This is a genomic window from Kitasatospora misakiensis, assembly GCF_042656005.1.
GTDB lineage: Bacteria > Actinomycetota > Actinomycetes > Streptomycetales > Streptomycetaceae > Kitasatospora > Kitasatospora misakiensis.
The window spans coordinates 66,642-86,834 of the sequence record NZ_JBHSOF010000017.1 but is presented as its reverse complement, the minus strand read 5'-3'; the positions used below and the strand labels follow the sequence as shown (position 1 = coordinate 86,834).

Annotated in this window: 18 protein-coding genes; 10 read left to right on the top strand and 8 right to left on the bottom strand. The window is 74.5% G+C overall.

What is annotated here, in order from left to right; genetic code table 11:
* Nucleotides 1-22 precede the first annotated feature (22 nt).
* Complete coding sequence (locus tag ACFP3U_RS15660) at nt 23-1,594, bottom strand: MFS transporter (RefSeq protein WP_380226116.1); 1,572 nt, start codon at nt 1,592-1,594, stop codon at nt 23-25.
* A gap of 148 nt (nt 1,595-1,742) precedes the next feature.
* Nucleotides 1,743-2,279: an AMP-binding protein gene (locus ACFP3U_RS15655; protein ID WP_380226115.1), complete on the bottom strand. Its 537-nt coding sequence runs from the start codon at nt 2,277-2,279 to the stop codon at nt 1,743-1,745.
* 394 nt (nt 2,280-2,673) lie between these two features.
* Here ACFP3U_RS15655 and ACFP3U_RS15650 point away from each other — a divergent pair, with 394 nt between their 5' ends.
* From ACFP3U_RS15650 to ACFP3U_RS15635, 4 genes are all read left to right on the top strand, one after another.
* Nucleotides 2,674-5,463: a helix-turn-helix transcriptional regulator gene (locus tag ACFP3U_RS15650; RefSeq protein ID WP_380226114.1), complete on the top strand. Its 2,790-nt coding sequence runs from the start codon at nt 2,674-2,676 to the stop codon at nt 5,461-5,463.
* Between the two features lie 289 nt (nt 5,464-5,752).
* Nucleotides 5,753-7,321: a S8 family peptidase gene (locus ACFP3U_RS15645; protein WP_380226113.1), complete on the top strand. Its 1,569-nt coding sequence runs from the start codon at nt 5,753-5,755 to the stop codon at nt 7,319-7,321.
* Nucleotides 7,322-7,456: 135 nt separating this feature from the next.
* Nucleotides 7,457-7,666, top strand: coding sequence for a hypothetical protein (locus ACFP3U_RS15640; protein WP_380226112.1), 210 nt, complete (start codon nt 7,457-7,459; stop codon nt 7,664-7,666).
* Nucleotides 7,667-7,773: 107 nt separating this feature from the next.
* Nucleotides 7,774-10,167, top strand: coding sequence for a SpoIIE family protein phosphatase (locus ACFP3U_RS15635; RefSeq protein ID WP_380226111.1), 2,394 nt, complete (start codon nt 7,774-7,776; stop codon nt 10,165-10,167).
* Nucleotides 10,168-10,222: 55 nt separating this feature from the next.
* Here the strand turns inward: ACFP3U_RS15635 and ACFP3U_RS15630 are convergent, their stop codons facing one another.
* Nucleotides 10,223-10,348, bottom strand: coding sequence for a hypothetical protein (locus ACFP3U_RS15630; protein ID WP_380226110.1), 126 nt, complete (start codon nt 10,346-10,348; stop codon nt 10,223-10,225).
* Nucleotides 10,349-10,359: 11 nt separating this feature from the next.
* Between ACFP3U_RS15630 and ACFP3U_RS15625 the strand changes: the two genes are divergently transcribed.
* On the top strand, nt 10,360-10,878 hold the full coding sequence (locus ACFP3U_RS15625) for a hypothetical protein (RefSeq protein WP_380226109.1): 519 nt from the start codon (nt 10,360-10,362) through the stop codon (nt 10,876-10,878).
* On the opposite strand, the gene ACFP3U_RS15620 is transcribed toward ACFP3U_RS15625, so the two are convergent.
* Entirely contained in the window at nt 10,865-12,082 is a 1,218-nt protein-coding gene (locus ACFP3U_RS15620) for a cytochrome P450 (protein WP_380226108.1), read from the bottom strand. The two genes, ACFP3U_RS15625 and ACFP3U_RS15620, sit on opposite strands and share 14 nt — an antisense overlap.
* Nucleotides 12,083-12,248: 166 nt before the next feature.
* Here ACFP3U_RS15620 and ACFP3U_RS15615 point away from each other — a divergent pair, with 166 nt between their 5' ends.
* Nucleotides 12,249-12,617: an arsenate reductase family protein gene (locus tag ACFP3U_RS15615; protein WP_380226107.1), complete on the top strand. Its 369-nt coding sequence runs from the start codon at nt 12,249-12,251 to the stop codon at nt 12,615-12,617.
* A 43-nt stretch (nt 12,618-12,660) separates the two neighbouring features.
* Here ACFP3U_RS15615 and ACFP3U_RS15610 read toward each other — a convergent pair whose 3' ends face one another.
* On the bottom strand, nt 12,661-13,131 hold the full coding sequence (locus ACFP3U_RS15610) for a pyridoxamine 5'-phosphate oxidase family protein (protein WP_380226106.1): 471 nt from the start codon (nt 13,129-13,131) through the stop codon (nt 12,661-12,663).
* A gap of 183 nt (nt 13,132-13,314) precedes the next feature.
* Here ACFP3U_RS15610 and ACFP3U_RS15605 point away from each other — a divergent pair, with 183 nt between their 5' ends.
* From ACFP3U_RS15605 to ACFP3U_RS15595, 3 genes are all read left to right on the top strand, one after another.
* Nucleotides 13,315-13,875 (top strand): DUF1697 domain-containing protein, encoded by a 561-nt coding sequence (locus tag ACFP3U_RS15605; protein WP_380226105.1) that lies wholly within the window; start codon nt 13,315-13,317, stop codon nt 13,873-13,875.
* Between the two features lie 98 nt (nt 13,876-13,973).
* On the top strand, nt 13,974-14,519 hold the full coding sequence (locus ACFP3U_RS15600) for an FHA domain-containing protein (RefSeq protein ID WP_380226104.1): 546 nt from the start codon (nt 13,974-13,976) through the stop codon (nt 14,517-14,519).
* Nucleotides 14,520-14,599: 80 nt separating this feature from the next.
* On the top strand, nt 14,600-15,202 hold the full coding sequence (locus tag ACFP3U_RS15595) for a DUF6891 domain-containing protein (RefSeq protein WP_380226103.1): 603 nt from the start codon (nt 14,600-14,602) through the stop codon (nt 15,200-15,202).
* On the opposite strand, the gene ACFP3U_RS15590 is transcribed toward ACFP3U_RS15595, so the two are convergent.
* Nucleotides 15,183-15,866: a TetR/AcrR family transcriptional regulator C-terminal domain-containing protein gene (locus ACFP3U_RS15590; protein ID WP_380226102.1), complete on the bottom strand. Its 684-nt coding sequence runs from the start codon at nt 15,864-15,866 to the stop codon at nt 15,183-15,185. The genes ACFP3U_RS15595 and ACFP3U_RS15590 overlap by 20 nt on opposite strands.
* 146 nt (nt 15,867-16,012) lie before the next feature.
* On the opposite strand from ACFP3U_RS15590, the gene ACFP3U_RS15585 reads away from it, so the two are divergent.
* Entirely contained in the window at nt 16,013-17,521 is a 1,509-nt protein-coding gene (locus tag ACFP3U_RS15585; protein WP_380226101.1) for an FAD-dependent monooxygenase, read from the top strand.
* 62 nt (nt 17,522-17,583) lie between these two features.
* Here ACFP3U_RS15585 and ACFP3U_RS15580 read toward each other — a convergent pair whose 3' ends face one another.
* Together ACFP3U_RS15580 and ACFP3U_RS15575 are read right to left on the bottom strand one after the other, a co-directional pair.
* The gene (locus ACFP3U_RS15580; RefSeq protein ID WP_380226100.1) at nt 17,584-18,348 is read right to left on the bottom strand and encodes a hemerythrin domain-containing protein; all 765 of its coding nucleotides are present in this window, start codon (nt 18,346-18,348) and stop codon (nt 17,584-17,586) included.
* A gap of 334 nt (nt 18,349-18,682) precedes the next feature.
* Nucleotides 18,683-19,735 (bottom strand): alpha/beta hydrolase, encoded by a 1,053-nt coding sequence (locus ACFP3U_RS15575; protein WP_380226099.1) that lies wholly within the window; start codon nt 19,733-19,735, stop codon nt 18,683-18,685.
* Nucleotides 19,736-20,193: the final 458 nt, after the last annotated feature.

Below are 20,193 nucleotides of genomic sequence, written 5' to 3'. Positions count from 1 at the left end.
CGCCGCGGCGGGACGCACCCCCTCAGTCCGCGAGGGCCGGTGCCTCCGCGCCCGCGCGACCGCGCAGGGCCAGCAGGGCGAGCACGGCGGAGAACAGCGCGGCGGAGCCGCAGAGCACGAAGCCGACCGAGTAGCCCGTCCCGAGCGCGCTCTCGGCGAGCGGGTGCAGGGCGGAGAGTTTCGGCCCGGCCGACGCACCGTTGACGGCCAGCGGGCCACCCTCCTCAAGGATCTCGGCACCCGCGGCCTTGAGCGGCGCGGGCAGGTCGGAAGCGCCGAGCGCGTCGGCGAAGCTGTCGCCGGCCCGGCTCAGGGCGATCGCGCCGATCACCGCGGGCCCCAGGGTGAAGCCGAAGTCGCGCAGCAGGTTGGTGGTGGCGCTGGCCATGCCGGCCAGGTGCGGCGGCACGGTGTTGACGGCGGTCGCGGTAACGGAGGAGACGGTCACCGCGAAGCCGATGCCGACCAGCGCGAGCGGCGCGATCAGCAGGGCGAAGGAGTGGTCGTGAATCGGCAGGGTCGCCGCCCAGTAGTTGCCCGCCGCGATCAGCAGCAGGCCCGAGCCGAGCAGCAGGGCCGGCGTCACCGCGTTCAGCAGGCGGCGGGTGACCGGCAGCATGGCCAGGGCGGTGCCGTTGAGCAGGAGGAAGGCCATGGCGGTCCGCATGGGGGCCTGCTCCTGGACGGGGCCGAGGCGGATGCTGATCGAGTAGGCGGTGCCGAGGAAGCTGAACATGCCGACCACGGCCACCACCGAGGCGACCGCGAAGGAGCGGTTGCGGAACAGGTCCAGGCGCAGCAGCGGCGACGCCACCCGCAGTTCGGCGACCACGAAGCCGGCCAGGCCGAGCAGGGCGACGGTGAAGGCGGCGATCACCGGGGTGGAGGTCCAGCCGTCCTCGGGGCCCTGGATGATTCCGTAGAGCAGGGCGAACAGGCCTACACCGATGGTGAGTTGGCCGACCGGGTCCAGCGAGCGGCCCTCGGGGGCGCGCGATTCGGCGGCGAAGACGGTGCTGATCACGGCACTGCCCACGCCGATGAGGGTGACGACGACGAAGGCCCAGCGCCAGGAGCCGTAGGTCGCGGTGATGCCGCCGATCAGCGGCGCGACGAAGCCGCCGGTGGAGAGCAGGGCGGCCCACAGTGCGACGATCCGGGCCCGCTCGGCGGTCGACGCGGCGCCCGCGGCGAGGATCGCCAGGGAGGTCGGGAAGAGCGCCGCGGCGCCCAAGCCGGCCAGGGCCTGTCCGACCCAGAGTTGGTGGATGCCCGACGCCGTGGCGCTGACGACTTCGCCGACGGCCAGCAGGGCGGCGCCGCCGACCAGCAACCGTTTGCGGCCCAGAAGGTCGCCGAGCAGGCCGAAGGTCAGCTCCAGCACCGCCACCGGCAGCAGGAAGGCGTCCGAGATCCACGTCAACTGCGAGCCGACGGGATGCAGTTGGCTCTGGAAGAGGCCGTTGAGAGTGGCCGGGATGGCCAGGCCGATCTGGGCGGTGCACACGGCGAGGAGTCCGGCGACCAGAGTGCCGCGCCTGAGCGCGGGGCCGCTCTGCGCGGGGCGCACCGGCGCCTTGGTGGAGGTGGGCATGGACGGTCCTCCTGGGGGAAGGGGCGAACGGGGAAGCCGCGGCCGAGGTCGGCGCCGCCGAGAGTGAGCAGGGCGGTGCGGCCGTGGACGGTGCGGGGTACGCGGGGGCCTACCTGATGGGCGCGCTCCGGGGCAGGCGAGGAGCGGGTCAGCCCTGCCCGTGGGCGCTGCGGATCGGCCCCTTGAGCAGCCTGCCGGTGCCGCCGCGGGGCAGCGCATCGGTGAAGCGCACGGACCTGGGGGTCTTGTAGCGGGCCGGCCGACCGTCGAGGTGGGCGAGCAGCGCCTCGAACTCCTCCCCCTCGACCTCCCACACCTCCGATTCCTGCGCCAACCCCTTCAGTGGATCAGCTCCCTGATGCACCGTCAGGAGATCTCCGCTACCGCAGCCGCGGAGCTGGTAGCGCAGCTCCGGCGCGGCCAGGCGGGTGTTGAGCGGAACGAAGACGGCGCCCACCCGCCCTGCGGCGAAGAGGGCTTCCAGGAAGGCGGGGTGATTGGGGCCGAGGAACGCCACGCGGTCGCCGCGGCGCACTCCCCGCAGGTGCGGCAGGTGGGCGGGGCGGCCGGACCTGCGGTGCGGCTCGACGTAACTGGTGGACCGGCCCTCGTGGAGCAGGGCAGTGCGGTGCGGCGTCCTACGGGCCCGGCGCGCGGGCCAGGAACCGATGCCTTCGTTGTGCAACGGGGGACTCCTCCGTGTGCGTCACTGCCGCTTGCGGGTCACTCCTCCTTCGAGGGCTGGAACTGCGCTCAACTTAGGCATCTGAGAATTAGCCGTCAAGATACTGCCGAACATTGGGGCGGTCCGCGCAGCTCCGACGCTGGTCGGCGCTTGGGCGGCCCGAGTTGCGGACGGCGCGCACGGCAGGTCAGGCGCATCGTCAAGGGCTCCGCGCATGCCGGCTTTCGGCCAGCGGGAGGCCGCTCCGTCCTCCGGGGTCCCGCCGGGAGCACCCAGAAAACCCCGGTGGTCCACGGTTCTTTCCTCCGGCCGACCCCGGGTCCGCGGTGCCCGGCTAGGGTGGGCGGCCGGTCCGAGTGGGGTGACCAGGGGGGAGGGGGGACCCGTGCGCCCAGTGAGGCCAGTCGCGAGTCCGGGGCCGCTCGTCGGGCGGGCGGAGGTGCTCGCCGGGCTGACCGCGGCGCTCGCCGAGCCGGCCTGTGTGGTGCTGCTGACCGGGCCGGCCGGGGCGGGCCGGAGTGCGGTGGTGGGCGAGTTGGCCCGGCTGCCGTTACCCGGCGGGCGCCCGCTGCTGACCGGGCGGTGCGCCGGGGGCGGGCAGCGGTTCCCGCTCGGCGCGGTGGTGGACGCGCTCGCCCCGGCCGCCGCGCTGCTCGGCCCGGCCACCCTGCCGCCGGTGACCGGCGCGCTGCACGGCCTGCTGCCGGAGCTGGCCGGTCAGCTGCCCCCGCCGCCGCCGTCCACCGAACCGCACCTGGTGTTCCGGGGGTTGACGGCGCTGCTGGCCGAACTCCAGCCGGTGCTCGTCCTGGAGGACCTGCACGCGGCCGACCCGTTGACGCTGCGCTTCCTGCGGTACCTGGTGGGGCAGCCTCCCGCCGCCCGGCTGGTGCTGACCAGCCGCCGCTCCCCCGCCGCCGAGCTGGCCCTGGCCGGCATCCTCGCCGACGCCCGACGGCCGACCACCGAGCTGGCCGTCGAACCGCTGGACCTCGACCAACTCGCCCTGCTGCCGGGGCCTCCGGGCTCGGCCGGTCCACCCTCTGCCGCCCTGCTGGCCGAAGTCCTGCGCTGCACCGCCGGGCTGCCCGGCCTGGCCGCCGCCCTGCTGGCCGCCGCCGACCTGCCGTTCCCGCCGGAGACCCCGCCCCTGCCGGCGTCCGCCCGCCGGGAGCTCCTCGGCCGGATCTCCGAACTGCCGGACAATGCACGGCAGTTGGTGCAGGCCGCAGCCGTGCTGGACCTCCCCGTGACCGCCACCACCCTGGCCGCCGTAGCCGGCCTCCCGCCCACCGAGGCGGCCACCGCCCTGCCCCCCGCCACCGAGGCCGGTCTGCTGGCCGGCCACCCCGACGGCACCTTCGCCCCGGCCCACCCGCTCGCCCGGGCCGCCGCCGCCGAACTCACCGACCCGGAGCGGCGCCGACAGCTCCACCTCCGGGCCGCCCGCCGTCTGCGCTCCGGCCCCGACCGCGCCCCGCTGGCCGAACTCGCCCGCCACCACCGGCTGGCCGCCTCCCCGCGGTGGCCGCAGTACGCCGAGGCGGCGGCCGACGAGGCGGCCCGGGCCGGTCGCGGGGCGGAGGCCGTCGCCCGGCTCGGCGACGCGGCCCGCGCCGCGACCGGCGCGCGGCGGGCCCGCCTCGCGCTCAAGCTCAGCCAGGCCGCGCTCACCGGGCGGCCGGACCCGGGGACGGTACCGCTGCTGCGCGAGGTCCTCGCCGGGGAGTCGCTGCCGACCGGCCTCCGGGGTGAACTCCGGCTCAACACCGGGATGTTGCTGCGCAACCAGGCCGGCGCCGGAGAGGCCGGGCGGGAGGAGATCGCCGAGGCGATCGCCGACCTCACCGACCGGCCGGAGCTCGCCGCCCGGGCGATGTCCACGCTGGCCATCCCCTCGGTGAGCGGCTGGCCGTTCCGGCGCCACCTCCAATGGCTCACCCGCTCCGACGAGTTGGCCGCCACGATCGGCGACCCCGACACCCTGATCGCCGTCCAGGCCAACCGGGTCAGCACCCTGATGTTCATCGGCGACCCCGCCGCCTGGGACGCCGTCCGCGAGCTGCCCGCCGAGCCCGGCTCCCCCGTCCAACGCCAGCACCTCACCCGGGCCAACGCCAACCTCGCCCAGGCCTGCGTCCTGCTCGGCCTCCCCTGGGCCGCCGCCCACTTCCTGGCCCGGGTCGAGGAGTTGCTCAAGGAGGCCGAAAGCCCGTACTTCTACGGCCTCGCCCACATCGCCCGGCTCATCCTGGACTGGACCGGCGGCCACTGGGAGCAGCTGGACGCCCGGGCGGCCGCGGCGGCCGCCGACTACGCCGACATCCCCGACCTGGCCGCCGAGGCCACCCTGCTGCGCGGCCTGCACGCGCTGGTCGGCGGCCGTACCGGCACCGCCCGGCGGTTCCTGACCGAGGCCCAGCGCACTGTCCGGCAGGACACCGGCATGATCACCGCCGCCTCCGCCGGCGCCCTGGCCCGGATCGAACTCGCCGCCGGACGGCCGGGCCGGGCCCGGGAGCACACCGGCCCCGCCCTCGACGCGCTGCGCCGGATCGAGGCCTGGGTCTGGGCCGCCGAACTGGTCCCCGCCGCCGTCCAGTCCCTCACCGCCCTCGGCGACCGCCCGGCCGCCGAGGCCCTCACCGCCGAGTTCGCCGACGGCCTCGCCGGCCGGGACGCCCCGGCCGGCCACGCCGCCCTGGCCACCTGCCGGGCGCTGCTCGGCCCCGCCCCCGAGCCGTGGACCGAGGCCGAGCACGCCTGGTCCGCCGCCGACCGCCCCTACGAGCAGGCCCGCGCCCGACTCGCCCGTGGCCGCGCCCTCATGGCCACCGGCCAGGAGGGCGCGCCCGACGTCCTGGCCGCCCTCGACCGCTTCACCGCCCTCGGCGCCACCTGGGACACCACCCTCACCCGCACCCTCCTGCGCGACCACGGCATCACCCCGCCCACGCGCGGCGGGCGCCGCCCCTACGGCGACGCCCTCTCCCCGCGCGAGCGCGAAATCGCCGAACTCGCCGCCGCCGGCCTCCGCAACGCGGAGATTGCCGAGCGCCTCGTCCTCTCCCACCGCACCGTCGAGCACCACATCGCCAACGCCATGCGGAAGCTCGCCGTCCCCTCCCGCACCGCCCTGGGTCCGGCCCTCGCCCTCGCCCCGGCCCCGGAGAACCCGAAGTAGGCGCGAAGGCCCACCGCACCACGCGACGGAAGCCGCCGAGCCCGCGGGACGGACGGTTTTCTGGGTGGCTCAGGGGTCTTGTCTGGGTGCCGTCAAACCTGGCTGCCGGGCGCCGGCCGGCCCGATGCTCTTGCCCAGCGACCCGACGACCCGGAGCCCCACGGCCGAACGGTCCGCACCGCCCCACAACTCCGGTGCGGCCACGGCCCGGTGGAGACGACGTCCGGCACACCAGCCGGCCGGCCGCCGCCCGCCCTCCCGACACCCCCATCTGCTCCAGGAGACCCCCATGCAGCTCCGAGCACGGCTCCACCGGCACAGCGCCGCCACGGCGGCAGCGGTCCTGCTCGCCGCCCTCGTCACCCCGGCCCTGGCCGCCGCACCGGCCTCCGCCGCCGAGGGCACCGTGATCGGCACCGACCGGCCCGGCGCGATCGAAGGCGCGTACCTCGTGACCTTGGCCGACGGCGGCACCAGCACCGAAGTCACCTCCAAGGCGCAGCAGTTGGCGGACCGCCACGGTGGCAGCCTCGGCCCCGTCTACACCGCCGCGCTGAACGGCTTCGCCGTCCGCCTCTCCCCCGCGGAGGCCCGCCGCCTGGCCGCCGAGCCGGGCGTGCGCCGGGTCGAGGCGGACGGCATGGCCCATATCGCCGACACCCAGCCCAACCCGCCGTCCTGGGGCCTGGACCGGATCGACCAGACCGCGCTCCCGCTCGACCGGGCGTACAGCTACGCCACCACCGCCTCCAACATCACCGCGTACGTGCTCGACACCGGTGTCCGCTTCAGCCACCAGGACTTCGGCGGCCGGGCGGTCAGCGGCTACGACTTCGTCGACAACGACGCGAACGCCGCCGACTGCCACGGCCACGGCACCCATGTCGCGGGCACCGTCGGCGGCACCACCTACGGCGTGGCCAAGGGCGTGAAGCTGGTCTCCGTCCGGGTGCTGGACTGCAACGGCTCGGCGCCCTGGTCGACCATCATCAAGGGCGTGGACTGGGTCACCGCCAACGCCGCGAAGCCCGCCGTCGCCAACATGAGCATCGGCGGCGACACCACCCAGACCGTCAACGACGCGGTCGCCAGGTCCATCGCCTCGGGCATCACCTACGCCGTCGCGGCCGGGAACAACAACCGGGACGCCTGCACCTCCACGCCCGCCTCGACCGGCGCGGCGATCACCGTCGGCGCCATCGACTCCTCGGACGCCCGCGCCAACTACTCCAACTTCGGCACCTGCCTCGACCTGTTCGCCCCGGGCTCCAACATCACCTCCGCCTCCAACAACGGTGACAACTGGAACGCCACCATGAACGGCACCTCGATGGCCTCCCCGCACGTCGCCGGCGCCGCCGCCCTGCTGCTCTCCGCCAACCCGACCTGGACGCCGCAGCAGATCCGCGACCAGCTGGTCGCGGACGCCACCGCCAACAAGGTGACCAACCCCGGCCCCAACTCGCCGAACCGCCTGCTCAAGAGCGGCGGGGGCACCACCACGCCCCCCACGGGCAAGAAGTTCGAGAACACCACCGACTACGCCGTCGGCGACAACACCACCGTCGACTCCCCGGTCGCCGTCACCGGCCTCACCGGCAACGCCCCGGCCGCCCTCACCGTCGCCGTGGACATCCGCCACACCTTCCGCGGTGACCTGCAGATCCAGCTGATCGCCCCCGACGGCAGCGCCTACCCGCTCAAGGACTACAACACCAACGACAGCGCGGACGACGTGCAGGCCACCTACACCGTCAACGCCTCCTCCGAGACCGCGAACGGCACCTGGAAGCTCCGGGTGACGGACAACGCGGCGAAGGACACCGGCTACATCAACAGCTGGTCGCTCCAGTTCTGACCCATTGACCGACGAGGGCCGGACACCGCGGCGGTGTCCGGCCCTCCCGTCGTGTCACAGCACCTCGGGGGCGCGGTACGGCGTGTCCAGGATTGCCAGGGCGGCGGGGTGTGCCAGGGCGTCCGGGAGGCGGGGGTGGGGGGTGAGGAGGCCGGCCGGCAGGAGGCGCACAGCCTGACCGAAGCCCTCCGCCGCCTCGACACCGCCGACGCCGTCGCCCGCCACCACAGCGCGCAGCTCGTACGCCGCACCGGCCAGCAGCCCCCGCTCGCGTTCCGTCCCCGGGCTGCGGGCGTGGCCGGGGGGCCGCCGGTGCTGTTGTTGCTGTTCTCCCTGCCGGGCTAGGCTGGTGCTCCCGGATTTCTGTGAGTGATCATGCCGTGACGAAACAGGATGGGCGCCCTCCCGAGGGCCGACCGGCCGCATGGCGCGGTGGCGAAGCAGGCACGGCGGTGGTGGTCGTCGACGGCCGCGGGTACGTGACGGGCTGGAACGCCGACGCCGAGCGGCTCCTGGGCCATCCCGCCGAGGAGGTCGTGGGGCGGCCCGCAGCGGACCTGCTGGTCGAGCCCGTCAACGGCGCCGACCTGCGCCGGGCGCTGGCCGGGAACCCGGAACGGCTGAGCGGCCCGCTCGCCCTGCGGCACCGCGACGGGCGGCGCGTGGACGTGACCGTGGTCGCGCATCACGGCGTACCGGACGACCCACTGGACGACCCACTGGACGACCCGCCGAACGACCCGCCGGACAGTTGGCGCGTCGTGTGCGCGCTGACGGGGTCGGAGCCCCGGCCCGAGGACGAGGATCTGGCGCAGTGGGCGTTCGAGCAGCTGCCGCACTGCTCGGTCTCGCTGTACGACGCGCGGCTCAGGTACCGCCACTCCAACCAGTCCATGGTCCCCGTCGTCGGCCTGCCGGACAGCGCGGTGCGCGGCCTGGGCATGCTCGACATCACCACCCAGCCGCAGGCCGTCGACCTCGCCGACGGACTGCGCCGCGCGCTGGAGAGCGGCGAGCCGGTGTACCTGGAGAGTTTCCAGCGCACCGGGGGCGAGCGGCGGATCCACGCGTGGTCCGTCGATTTCGCTCCGCTGAAGGACTCCGACGGCACGGTGCACGGTGTCGCCCTCGTCGCCCACGACATGACCGAGCAGTTCTGGGCCCGCAAGCGGCTGGTCCTGCTCAACGACGCCTCCCGGCGGATCGGCAGCACGCTGGATCTCGACCGCACCGCGCGTGAGCTGCTGGAGGTGACCGTCCCCGAGTTCGCGGACTTCGCGAGCGTCGACCTGCTCGTCGCGCTCGAAGCCGATGTCGAACCGGGTGAGGGCGAGCTCTCCGGCAGTGTGGTGCTCCGGCGGATCGCGCACCGCTTCGCCCCGGGCACGCGACTGCCGACCGTCCTGGAGATCGGCACCACCGACAGCTATCCGGAGTTCACACCCCCGGCGCGCGCCCTCGCCACCGGCGGCGGAGTGCTCTGCAACGCCGACGACCCCGCGTTCGTCCACTGGATGGAGACGGACCGGCGCCGTGCCGCGATCATCCGGGACCAGGGCTACCACTCGATGGTGGCGGTGCCGTTGCGTGCCCGCGGGGTCACGCTCGGCGTCTCCGTGTTCTACCGCCGCAGCCGCCCCGACCGGATGGAACGGTTCGGGCAGGACGACCTCCTGCTGGCCGAGGAGCTGGCCGCCAGAGCCGCCGTCGCGATCGACAACGCCCGCCGGTACACCCGTGAGCGTGAGACCGCGCTGGCCCTGCAGCACAGCCTCCTGCCGCAGCGCATGCCGGAGCAGGCGGCGATGGAGGCGGCCTCCCGGTACATCCCGGCGTCGACACGCTCCGGGATCGGCGGTGACTGGTTCGATCTGATCCCGCTCTCCGGCGCCCGGATCGGCCTGGTCGTCGGCGACGTCGTGGGCCACGGCATCCGCGCCACCGCGACCATGGGCCGGCTGCGCACCGCCGTACGCACCCTCTCGGACCTGGACCTGCCGCCGGACGAGTTGCTGACCAGCCTGGACGACCTCGTGGTGCGGCTGTCCTCGGAGGCCGGCGCCACCGGGGAGGTCGGCGAGATAGGCGCCACCTGCTGCTACGCGATCTACGACCCGGTGTCCCGGACGTGCACGATGGCCAGCGCGGGGCATCCGCCACCGGTGATCGTGCCGCCGGAGGGCACGCCGGCCGCGGCCCGGCTGTCGATCGGCCCGCCGCTCGGCGTCGGCGGGCTGCCCTTCGAGGCGACGACGGTGGAACTGGCCGAGGGCAGCCTGGTGGCGCTGTTCTCCGACGGTCTGCTGGAGACCCGCGAGCGCGACGTCGACGACGGGTACCGACGGCTGTGCCAGGTGCTCGCGGACGCCGGACCATCGCTGGAGGCCGCCTGCGACGCCGTCCTCGCCGACCTGGTGGCGGGGCGGCCCCGCGACGATGTCGCCCTGGTCATCGCGCGCACCAGCGCCTTGGACGACGACCACGTCGCCACCTGGGACGTCCCGGCCGACCCGTCCGCGGTCGCGACGGCCCGCAAGGCGGTCTCGCAACGGCTGTCCGAGTGGGGCGCGGGCGAGGAGATCTATCCGGCGGAACTGATCGTCAGCGAGCTGGTGACCAACGCGATCCGCTACGCCGCCGCGCCGATCACCCTGCGGCTGATCCGCGACCAGGTCCTGATCTGCGAGGTCTCGGACGCCAGCAGCACCGCCCCGCACCTGCGCCGCGCCCGTGACTGGGAGGAGGGGGGCCGCGGCCTGATGCTCGTCGCCCAGATGGCGCACCGCTGGGGCACCCGGCACAGTCTCACCGGCAAGACCATCTGGGCCGAGATCCCGCTCCACTGAGGTCGGGACGCGCTCGACGCCGGTCCCCCGGGCCGGTCGTCCCTGGCGACCGGGGTCAGCCGACGGCCCGGGTGAGGACGGCCCGGGTGAGGAGGGCGGTGATGCGGTCCTCGATCTCGGGGGTGAGGGCGGTCAGGGCGAAGCCGGTGGGCCACAGGGCGCCGTCGTCGAGGGCGGCCACGTCGCGGACGGGTGTGGTTCGTCGACCTGGCCCCGGTCACCGGTCCGGACCGGGTGGTGGCGGCCGTGGCGGCCGCCCTGGCCTGGGCCGCCGACCGGCCGGAACGGCGGGCCGACGCCCACCGCCTCGCCCTGGCGCTGGCCGAACCGGCCTTCGCCCGCCATCTGCTCGCCGAGTCCCAGCAGCGCTACGAGCAGGCCGCCGCCCTCGCGCTGGCCGAGGCGGCCGTCCTCGCCGACGCCTACGGCTCCGTCCAGGGCAGTCCGGACAACACCGCGCGGGAGACCGTCGCCTTCGCCGAGCGGGCCGTCGAACTCGCCCGGCGCGCGGGCGACCCGGTCGCCGCCGCGCAGCTCGACCGGGCCGAAGCCCTCCTGGACGGCGAGCCGGCCCGGGTCCGCGCCACGGCCGCCGCCTTCGACGCCGCCGGCTGCTCCTACCAGTCGGCCCGCAGCCACCTCCTCGCCGGAGGCGGGGGCGCGGGCTCAGGCGCGGGCACGGCCGGTCCGCCCGGGCTCAGCGGACGGTGACGGGGAGGGTCTCGTAGCCGCGGAGGACGAGGCGGTCGCGGCGGACGGGGACCTCGGCCAGGGCCAGCCGGGGGAACCGGTCGAGCAGGGCCGGGATGGCGATGTCCGCCTCCAGCCGGGCGAGTTGGCTGCCGAGGCAGAAGTGCGGGCCGCCGCCGAAGCTGAGCGGCTGGCTGTCAGTGCGGGCCGGGTCGAAGCGGCCCGGGTCGGCGTAGCGGGCGGGGTCGTGGTTGGCGGCGCCCAGCATGACGAACACCGCGGTGCCGGGGGGCGTGGGCAGGCCGGCCACCGCGAGGTCGGGGGCGGTGGAGATCCGCGAGGTGAGCTGGACCGGGGAGTCGAAGCGCAGCACCTCGTCGGTGAACAGCGCGGGGTCGAGCGAGCCGGTGCGCAGGCCCTCGGCGGCCTCCGGGTGGCGGAAGAGCAGGGCGAGGCCGTTGCCGAGGAGGTTGGTGGTGGTCTCGAAGCCGGCCACCAGGAGGAGGACGAGGTTGCTCAGCAGTTCCTCCCCGGAGATCCGCTCCGGGGAGTCGGCGGCGATCCGGGCCAGGTCGCTGACCAGGTCGCCGGTCGGCCGGGCGAGCCGTTCGGCGATCAACTCCTCGAAGTAGACCGAGAGTTCCTCGGCGGCCGGGTCGGCGGCGGCCAGTTCGCCGAGGTCCTGGATGACTTCCAGGGCGATGGTGAGGTCCGAGCTGAGGGCGCGGAAGCGGTGGCGGTCGGCGGCGGGGACGCCGAGCAGTTCGCAGATCACCTCGACCGGGAGGCGGAAGGCGAAGGCGTCCATGAAGTCGACGGGCGAGCCGTCGGCGCCCAGCTCGGCCAGCTCGTCGAGCAGCCGGGACACCGTCGTCTCGACCGCCGGGCGTAGGGCGGCGACCCGGCGGGCGTTGAAGGCCGAGGCGACGAGCGAGCGGACCCGGCCGTGGTCCGGGGCGTTGCGCTGGAGGATCGAGCGGCCGAGCAGTTCGACGGAGGGGTGCGCGAGCAGTTCCGCGTTGTCGGCGGCGAGGCTCCGGTTGTCCTCCACGGCGAAGGCGGGGTTGCGCAGCACCTGGCTGGCGGCGGCGTGCCCGACCACCAGGACCACGCCGGGGCCGGCCGGGACGGCGACGCCGAGTTCGTGCGCCCGCGCGTAGAGCGGATAGGGGTCGAAACGCCCCTCGGTGGTCATGAGCTGCTCGATGATCGACGCGCCGTCCATGCGGTGTCCCCTCCCGTAGATCCAACTCCCCCACGGACAACTGTCGGCGGACGGAGGGGAGTTCCCGTATCGGGAGGGGAACGGCGCGGCCGGGCGCGGGGCGGCGGAGCGGGCCCGGACGGCGCGGGGGCGGGGCCGGGCGGGGAGCGGTCGGTAGGGTGGCGGGATGGAGATCTGGATCAACCCGCGCTGCGGGAAGTGCCGCAGCGCACTGAACGAGCTGAACGGCGCGGGTATGAAGTACACCGTGCGGCGCTACCTGGAGGACCCGCCGAGCGTCGCCGAGCTGGAGCAGGTGCTGGAGCGGCTCGGCCTTGAGCCGTGGGACATCGCCCGGACCGACGAGCCGGTGGCCAAGGACCTGGGCATGAAGCAGTGGGGCCGGGAGGAGGGCGACCGCGCGAGCTGGCTCGCCGCGATGGCCGAGCACCCGATCCTGATCCAGCGCCCGATCATCACCGCGGACGACGGGCACGCCGTGGTCGCGCGCACGCCCGAGGCCGTCCGGTCCGTACTGCCGCAAGGCCCCTCTTGAAGCTCCCGGCTCCCCGCCGCGGCCAGCGGCCGTGCCGGGGAGGTCAGCGGCGTTCGTACCGCCGTACCGGCTCCCCCGGGCGCCAGGAGCTGATCCGCACCCTGTCGTCCTCGACGGTGGTGTGCACGACCTGCTCCAGCTCCAGCCGGAAGGCGTGGTACGGGCCGGGCGGCGGCTCGGGCAGCTCGGACTCGTAGGCGGCGCGCTCCGTGTCGTCGGTGAGCTCGACGGCCCGGCCGGACACCTTGGAGTCGCCGCCCGCCAGCGTCTCGTCGCTCGGGTTGCTGTGCAGCGCGAAGCGGGCGTCGCGGCGGAGGTCCCGCGCCTTGACCGCGTCGAGCATCGACCCGAGCGTCAGGTCGGCCCCGATGAAGTCCACCTCGATGCCGCTCACCCGGGGCGAACCGTCCTTGCGCAGCGTCGCCAGGACGTGGTGCTTGTTGGCCTCGAAGCGGGCCCGCACCGCGGGGGCGAGGTCCGGCGCCTCGTGCTCGAAATCCTGCCAGGTAGCCATGCCGCCAGTGTGGCACCGGGCACCGACACCCGCCGTGCGACGACCGCCCGACCGGCCGACGGCGGACGGCGGACGGCGGACGGCGGACGCCCGACCGTACGACGGTGGACGCCCGACCGGCCGCCCGACCGCACGGCCGCTCGCCCACCGTGCGTTGTCGGTGCGCGGTGCCACACTGGCCGGGTGACCACTACGACCACCTACATCGCCTTCCTGCGCGCCGTGAACGTCGGCGGGCGGACGGTGAAGATGGAGCGGCTGCGGGCGCTCTTCGGCGAGCTCGGCCTGGAGCGCGTCGGCTCCTACATCCAGAGCGGCAACGTGTTCTTCACCGCCGAGGACACCGACGCGGCGGGCCGGGCCGCGCTGACCGCGCGGATCGAGCACCACCTGGCCGAGCGGCTGGGCTTCCCGGTGCCGGTGCTGCTGCGCACGGTGGACGAGGTCCAGGCGGTGCTGGACGCCGAGCCGTTCGCGGGCGTCGAGGTCACCCCGGACGTGCGGCTCACGGTGAACTTCCTGTCCGAGCCGCTGCCCGCGGACTTCCCGATCCCGTTCACCTCGCCGAAGGGCGACTACGAGGTGATCGGCGCCGATCCCGGCACCGCGTTCGTCGTGGTGCACCTGCGGAACGGGAAGTGGGTCACCACCGGCAGTCTCTTCGGGAAGTCGTACCAGGGGTCGGTGACCTCGCGCTTCCTGCACACCACGGCCAAGATCGCGGCCGCCGCGCGGAAGGCCTGAGGCCCCCCGGTCGGACCGCTCGTCACGGCCTCGTACCGGCGGGCACCTACGGGCCCGGGAATCTGGACAGGTCGGCGGGGGCGGCCGAGAATCGGTCCATGATGTCGCGTGAGAACCGGACCCAGGTGGTCCGGCCGTCCGAGGCCGAGCGGGAGCAGGCGCTCGACGTGCTGCGGGAGGGTGCCGGGAACGGCCGGCTGTCGCACGACACCTTCCTGGGCCGACTGGATCTCGTCCTCCGTGCGAGCAGCCGCGCCGAACTGAAGTCGGTGATGGCGGACCTGCCGGCCGGGAACCCGATCGGACGGTTCCTGCTACGCGCGGTGGGCCGGGTCTCCGCCTTCGGTGTGCGCCTCGGCGGGGCCTGGCGGGCCGAACGGCTGCCGGGGCTCAGCCTCCCGCAGGCCGGGGGCGGACAGTTGACGATCGGCCGGATCCCCGGCTCGGGACTGCGGCTGAACGACGCGTCGGTCTCGCGCCACCACGCGGAGCTGCGCCACGAGGGCGACGGCTGGGTGCTGTACGACCTCGGCTCGACCAACGGCACCCATGTGAACGGGTACCGGATCCTCGGCGGCGTCCGGGTCCGCCCCGGCGACCAGGTGCGTTTCGGGAACCTGGAGTTCCGGCTCGCCACCGGCTGAGCCGGCGACCGATCCGGCGGCGGGGCCGACGTAGCCGTCGGGCCGGGGCGGTTGTCAGAGGGGGGTGCTTGGATGCGGGTATGGACCAGGACACCGTACAGAGCACCCTTGCCGACGAGGTACTGCGGGACGCCGAGGAGCGGGCCCGCGAGCTGATCCGGTGCGGCTTCCAGGAGCCGGACGAGATAGCGGAGTCCCTGGTCGAGGTCCTCGACGACCAGGGACTGACGATGGAGGAGGCAGAGCGGATCGTCGCTCCGCTGTGGCGGGAGCGTCTGGAGGAGCAGGCCTCCTGGCCGGAGACGACCGACGTCGACCGGCTGGAGATCGCCTTCGACGCCCTGGAGGAGCTGGGCATCGTCGCCGCGATGGACTTCACCTGTTGCGCGAACTGCGGCTACGCCGAGATCGGGGGCGAGGCCGACGAGGATTCGCGCGGCTTCGTGTTCTTCCACCAGCAGGACACCGAACGGGCCGCCGACGGCGGTGCGTTGATGCTGCGGTACGGCGGGTTCCAGGTGGACGGCGAATCGACGGAGGAGGCCGTGCGGCGGACGGCCGAGGTCGGGCGCGAGGTCGTCGCGGCGCTGACGGCGGCCGGGCTGCCGCTGGAGTGGGACGGTTCACCGGAGACGGCGATCGCGGTCACGCCGATCACCTGGCTCAACCGGCTGCCGGAGTAGCGTCGCCGCGCACCGGGCCGTGCCCGGACGCGGGCCGGAGCGAGGCCTCGACGCCGGCCACCACGATGGCCAGGCCGCGCTCGAAGCGCCGCTCGAAGTCGCCGAAGAGCTCCCGGCTCGCGGCGGCGGCGAGCGCGTGCTCGGGATCGATCGCGGCGGCCCGCCGGTCCGGGTCGTAGTCGGGCGCGCGCTCCCCCGGCACCGGCTGGACGGCCTGCTCCTCGATGACGAACCCGATGGTGAACGCGTACGCGGTGGTGAAGGCCAGCACGGCGTCGGCGAGTTCGAAGCCGGCCCGGCGGAACGCGGTGAGCAGGGCCTCCTGCCCCTCGGTGTGCCCGTAGTCGGCGAGCCGGGTGCCGCTGAAGACCTTGGCGCCGTCCCGGTAGCCGAGCAGGGCGGCGCGCAGGGTGCGGCAGGTGTCGGTGATCGCCGCCTGCCAGCTCTCCGGGGCGGCGGACGGCCCGGCGGACATCCGGCGGAGCATCTCGGTGGCCATCTCGTCGAGCAGCGCCTGCTTGTTGGCGAAGTGCCAGTAGAGCGCGGGGGCCTTGACGTCCAGCGCGGTGGCGATCCGGCGCAGGGTGAGCCCCTCCAGTCCGGTCTCGTCGAGCAGGCGCAGGGCGGCGTCGACCACCTGGGCGCGGTCCAGCTTCGGCGGCATGTCGCGCTTCCTTTCGTGCCTTCGTGGCGGCCGGTCCTCGGGGCGGCGCGGCCGGGTTCGGCCCGCCCTTCGGCATTGACAATTTAACACCGTTAAGCCCATGCTTCCGGACGTCAGCAGCTTAACGACGTTAAGGAGAGTTCGCGATGACGCACGCCCGGACCCAAACCGAGGTCCTCGTCGTCGGCGCCGGCCCGACCGGCCTGACCCTCGCCTGCGACCTCGCCCGGCGCGGGGTGTCCGCGCTGCTGGTCGAGAAGGCCGGGGCGCTGTTCCCCGGCTCGCGCGGCAAGGGCCTCCAGCCCCGCACCCAGGAGGTCTTCGAGGACCTCGGCCTGCTCGCCGCCGTGCACGCCGCCGGCCGGCCCTACCCCCGGATGCTGAGCTGGGAGGACGGCGAGCGGCAGGGCGAGTGGGACCTCGTCGGGACCCCCGAGCCGGACCCGACCGTGCCGTTCCCGGCGGTCTGGATGCTTCCGCAGTGGCGCACCCAGGAGCTGCTGTACGAGCGGCTGCGCGAGCTCGGCGGCGAGGTCGCCTTCGGCACCGCGCTGAGCGGCCTCGACCAGCACCCCGACCGGGTCGAGGCGCGACTGACCGGCCCCGACGGCGCCGAGCGGACCGTCTCCGCCCGCTACCTGGTCGCCGCCGACGGCGGCCGCTCCGCCGTCCGCCGGGCGGTGGGCATCCCGATGGCGGGCGAGCAGGTCGACCCGCGTCCGAGCCTGGTCGCCGACCTGGAGGTCGACGGCCTGGACCGCGAGAACTGGCACATCTGGCCGAAGGCGCCCGGCGGCGCGGTGCTGCTCTGCCCGCTGCCGAGCACCACCGCCTTCCAGCTGTTCGCCCAGTTCGGCGGGGAGGACGGCAGCGGCCCGCAGGAGCCCGACACCTCGGCGGCGGGCGTGCGGCGGACGATCGCGGCCCGCACCCACCTGCCGGAGTCGGCGCTCGGCCGGGTGCACTGGGCGTCCGACTTCCGGCCGCGCGCGGCGCTCGCCGAGCGGCTCCGGGACGGCCGGGTCTTCCTGGCCGGCGACGCCGCGCACATCCACTCCCCGGCCGGCGGCCAGGGCCTCAACACCAGCGTCCAGGACGCGTACAACCTGGGCTGGAAGCTCGGCCAGGTGCTGCGGCACGGCGCCGACGAGGCCCTGCTGGACAGCTACGAGGCGGAGCGCCTGCCGATCGCCGCCGACGTCCTGGACATCTCCACCCGGCTGCACCGCGCCGGCGGCGTCCGGGACGGCGGGCTGCGGCGCGGCCCGCGCACCGAACAGCTCGGACTCGGCTACGAGGACGGCCCGTTGACCGTCGAGGCACGCCCCGGCCTGGCCGAGGACGCGCTACGGGCCGGCGAACGGGCCCCGGACGCCCCGCTGGACGGTTCGGTGCTGGACGCCGCAACCGGGACGGCGCGGCGGCTGTTCGACCTGTTCCGCGGCCCGCACGTCACCGTGCTCGCGGTCGGCCGCGCGCTGCCGGAGCTGCCGGAGCTGCCCGCCGGGGTGCACGGGCACCGGATCGACGGCGGCGTCGCGGAGCGGGCGTACGGGCAGGGCCTGTTCGTCGTCCGACCGGACGGCTACCTGGGCCTGGCCACCCACGACCCGTCCGACCTGCCGGGCTACCTGGCCCGCCTGGGTCTGCGCTGACCGGAACGCGCCCGAGCGGCCTCAGGCTGCCGAGCGTCAAAGCACCACAGAAGCCCCGGCGTTCACTCGCCGGCCGCGTCCCAGGCCTCGGACGCCCCCCACAGCGGCGCCGTGCAGCGCTGGTAGGTGGCCTGCCAGTGCGGCCAGTGCCGGGCCACCATGTCGTCGCAGTCGGCGAGCAGCCGCTCGACCACCTCCGGCTCGACGCCGTCCAGCAGCCAGGCCAGCGCGTCCGGCGTCCCCGGCCCGTCGGCCGAGTGCATCACGTCGAGCAGTTCGGGCAGGCTGCCCACCCGCGAACCCTCCGCGAAGACCGCGTCCATCCGCGGCAGCAACTGGCGCTCCTCGACCCGCAGATGGGTCTCCAGCCGGGCGGCCAGGTCCTCGATCGCGTAGGCCACCGGCCAGACCGAACCGGTGTCCCGGCTGGCGATCCGGACCAGGGTGGTGACCCGGGTGAACGAGTGGTCCAGGTTGTGGTGGTCCGCCTCCAACCAGTTCAGCAGCAGCCGCAGCTCGGGCGCGAAGCGGCGGACGATGGGCCAGATCCGGGTGTCCTGCTGCTCGTGGTGGCAGGTCAGCACGGCGGTGACGAAGGTCCAGTGGCGCAGCAGCGCGGCGCCCTTCTCGTCCTCGCCGGGCTGCAGCAGCCGGAGCGCGTTGGGCAGCCGGGCGAGGTCCCGGCGGAGCGCGGCGTGCACCAGCCGCAGCCCGGCGAAGCGGACGGCCTGCGGTTCCTCGTCGGCGGTGCGGTCGGGCGCGGAGCCGCGCTGGGTGGGCACGGCCGGGGACACCGGGGACGCTACGGGCAGCAGGTGGCTGGGCATGGCACTCTCTTCACGGCTTGGCAGGGCTTGGCTCGACCTGGCGGAAGTGGTGGGCTGGCACTCCCACACGGTGGTGGGAGGACATCAGAGGCGAATCAATGTCCGATTGACGTGCAGCTCAGCGGCCATGCGGGCCACGCGGGCCAGGGAGACGGGAAGCCAGGAAGAAGCCAAGAAGCCGAGAAGCCGAGAAGTCGGCGAGAGGCGCGGGGGGACCGGAGGCCACCGGAACGCGGGCGGCCGGTCGTTCCCGGGCGGCACGCGGGACCTCGCCGGGTGCCGCCGGAGGTACTGCGCGGACCGGCCGCCGTGAATCGGCCGGTCCGCTCCGGGCTCAGTCGCTCTGCGGCCCCGCGAGGTTCCTGCTGAGCCACTGCAGGGTGTCCGGGATCATCTTCTTGAAGTCGGTGGTCAGGTGCTTCCCGCCGGGCTGCTCGTAGTACTCGACGGAGAGCGGCGGCGCGGCCTTCGCGACCCAGGCCTTGACCAGCTTGATCTCGTAGGCGTTGGCACCGCCGGCGGTGGCCAGCATCTTCACGTCGGCCTTGCCCTGGGAGACCAGCAGGTCGGGGCTGTTGGCCTGCCGGTCGTTCTCGTAGCCCTTCCACAGCGGGGAGTCGGGGTTGAAGTAGCCGTCGATCGGCACGGCGGCCTTGAACTTGTCCGGGTGCTGGAGGGCCAGCTTCGCGCTGCAGAACGCGCCGGTGGAGGCACCCATCAGGCCCCAGCCGTCGCGGCCCTTCACGGTGCGGAAGTTGGCGCGCACGAAGTCGGGGATGTCCTCGGCCATCCAGGTGCCGATCTTGGGCTGGCCCGGGATGTCGGCGCACTCCAGGGCCTTGGCCTCGTTGGAGTCGAGGTTCTGCACCGGCATGATCATGATGAACGGGTGCGCCTTGCCCTGCTTGACCAGGTCGGCGTCGGCCTCCTGGATCGGCAGCTGATTGTCCGTCCAGGTGTTGTAGCCGGCGCTCTGGCCGCCCGCGTAGAGGGTGAGCACGGGGAAGCCGGTCTTCGCGTACTTCGGGTCGTTGTACTCCGGGGGGAGCCAGACCCAGACCTTGCCGGAGACCCCGGACTTGGGGCCGGTCAGGGTGGTCATCATGATCTGGCCGGCGGCGGTGTCCCGGGCCTTGCCGAAGGTGGCCTGCGGGCCGGTGGGCATCAGCACCTTGCCCGAGGCGGCGGTCGTGGTCGGCGCGGCCGGTGCCGAGGCCGAGGTCGAGCCGGCCGCCGGGGAACCGGGGGCCGAGGAGCCGGTGCCCGCCTTCGCCGAATCGCCCTTGTTCCCGCCGTCCGTACTACCGCAGGCCGCGAGCGCGGCGGCCAGGGTGAAGGCGGTGGCACCGGTCAGCACGGCGCGGAAACGGAAGGACTGCGGCTGCACGGTGAGAACTCTCCGACCGGTGTCGCGCCCGCTCCGCGGAGCCGGGCGGTGGCCCCCGGGTGGGGCCGGACAGGCCCGGGGCGCGACTGTCTGCGGGACCCCCGGGAGGCTGCTCGCCGCCCTGCGCGGCGGCGTGCCGTCCTGCGATCTTATGACGTGGCCGACGGCGGGCCGGTTGCGCATGGCCAGCGGCGATCCAATGTTTGTTCCCGATCGGGTAAAGCCTGCGGCGGCCCCTGCCGACCGGCGGGGGGCGCTCCCCGCCGGTCGGCGGGGAGCCCACCGGACCCCGCCCGCCGGACGTCCGCCAGGCCGTCCACCGCACCGTCCACCGGGCCGTCGGCGGAACCGTCCGGACGGGCGACCGCCCGAACGGCCGAGCGCCCGCCGCGGCGCCCGCGCCTCGGACACTCGCACCAGTGACGCCGGGACGGGAATCGGGAACGATCGGGCCAGCC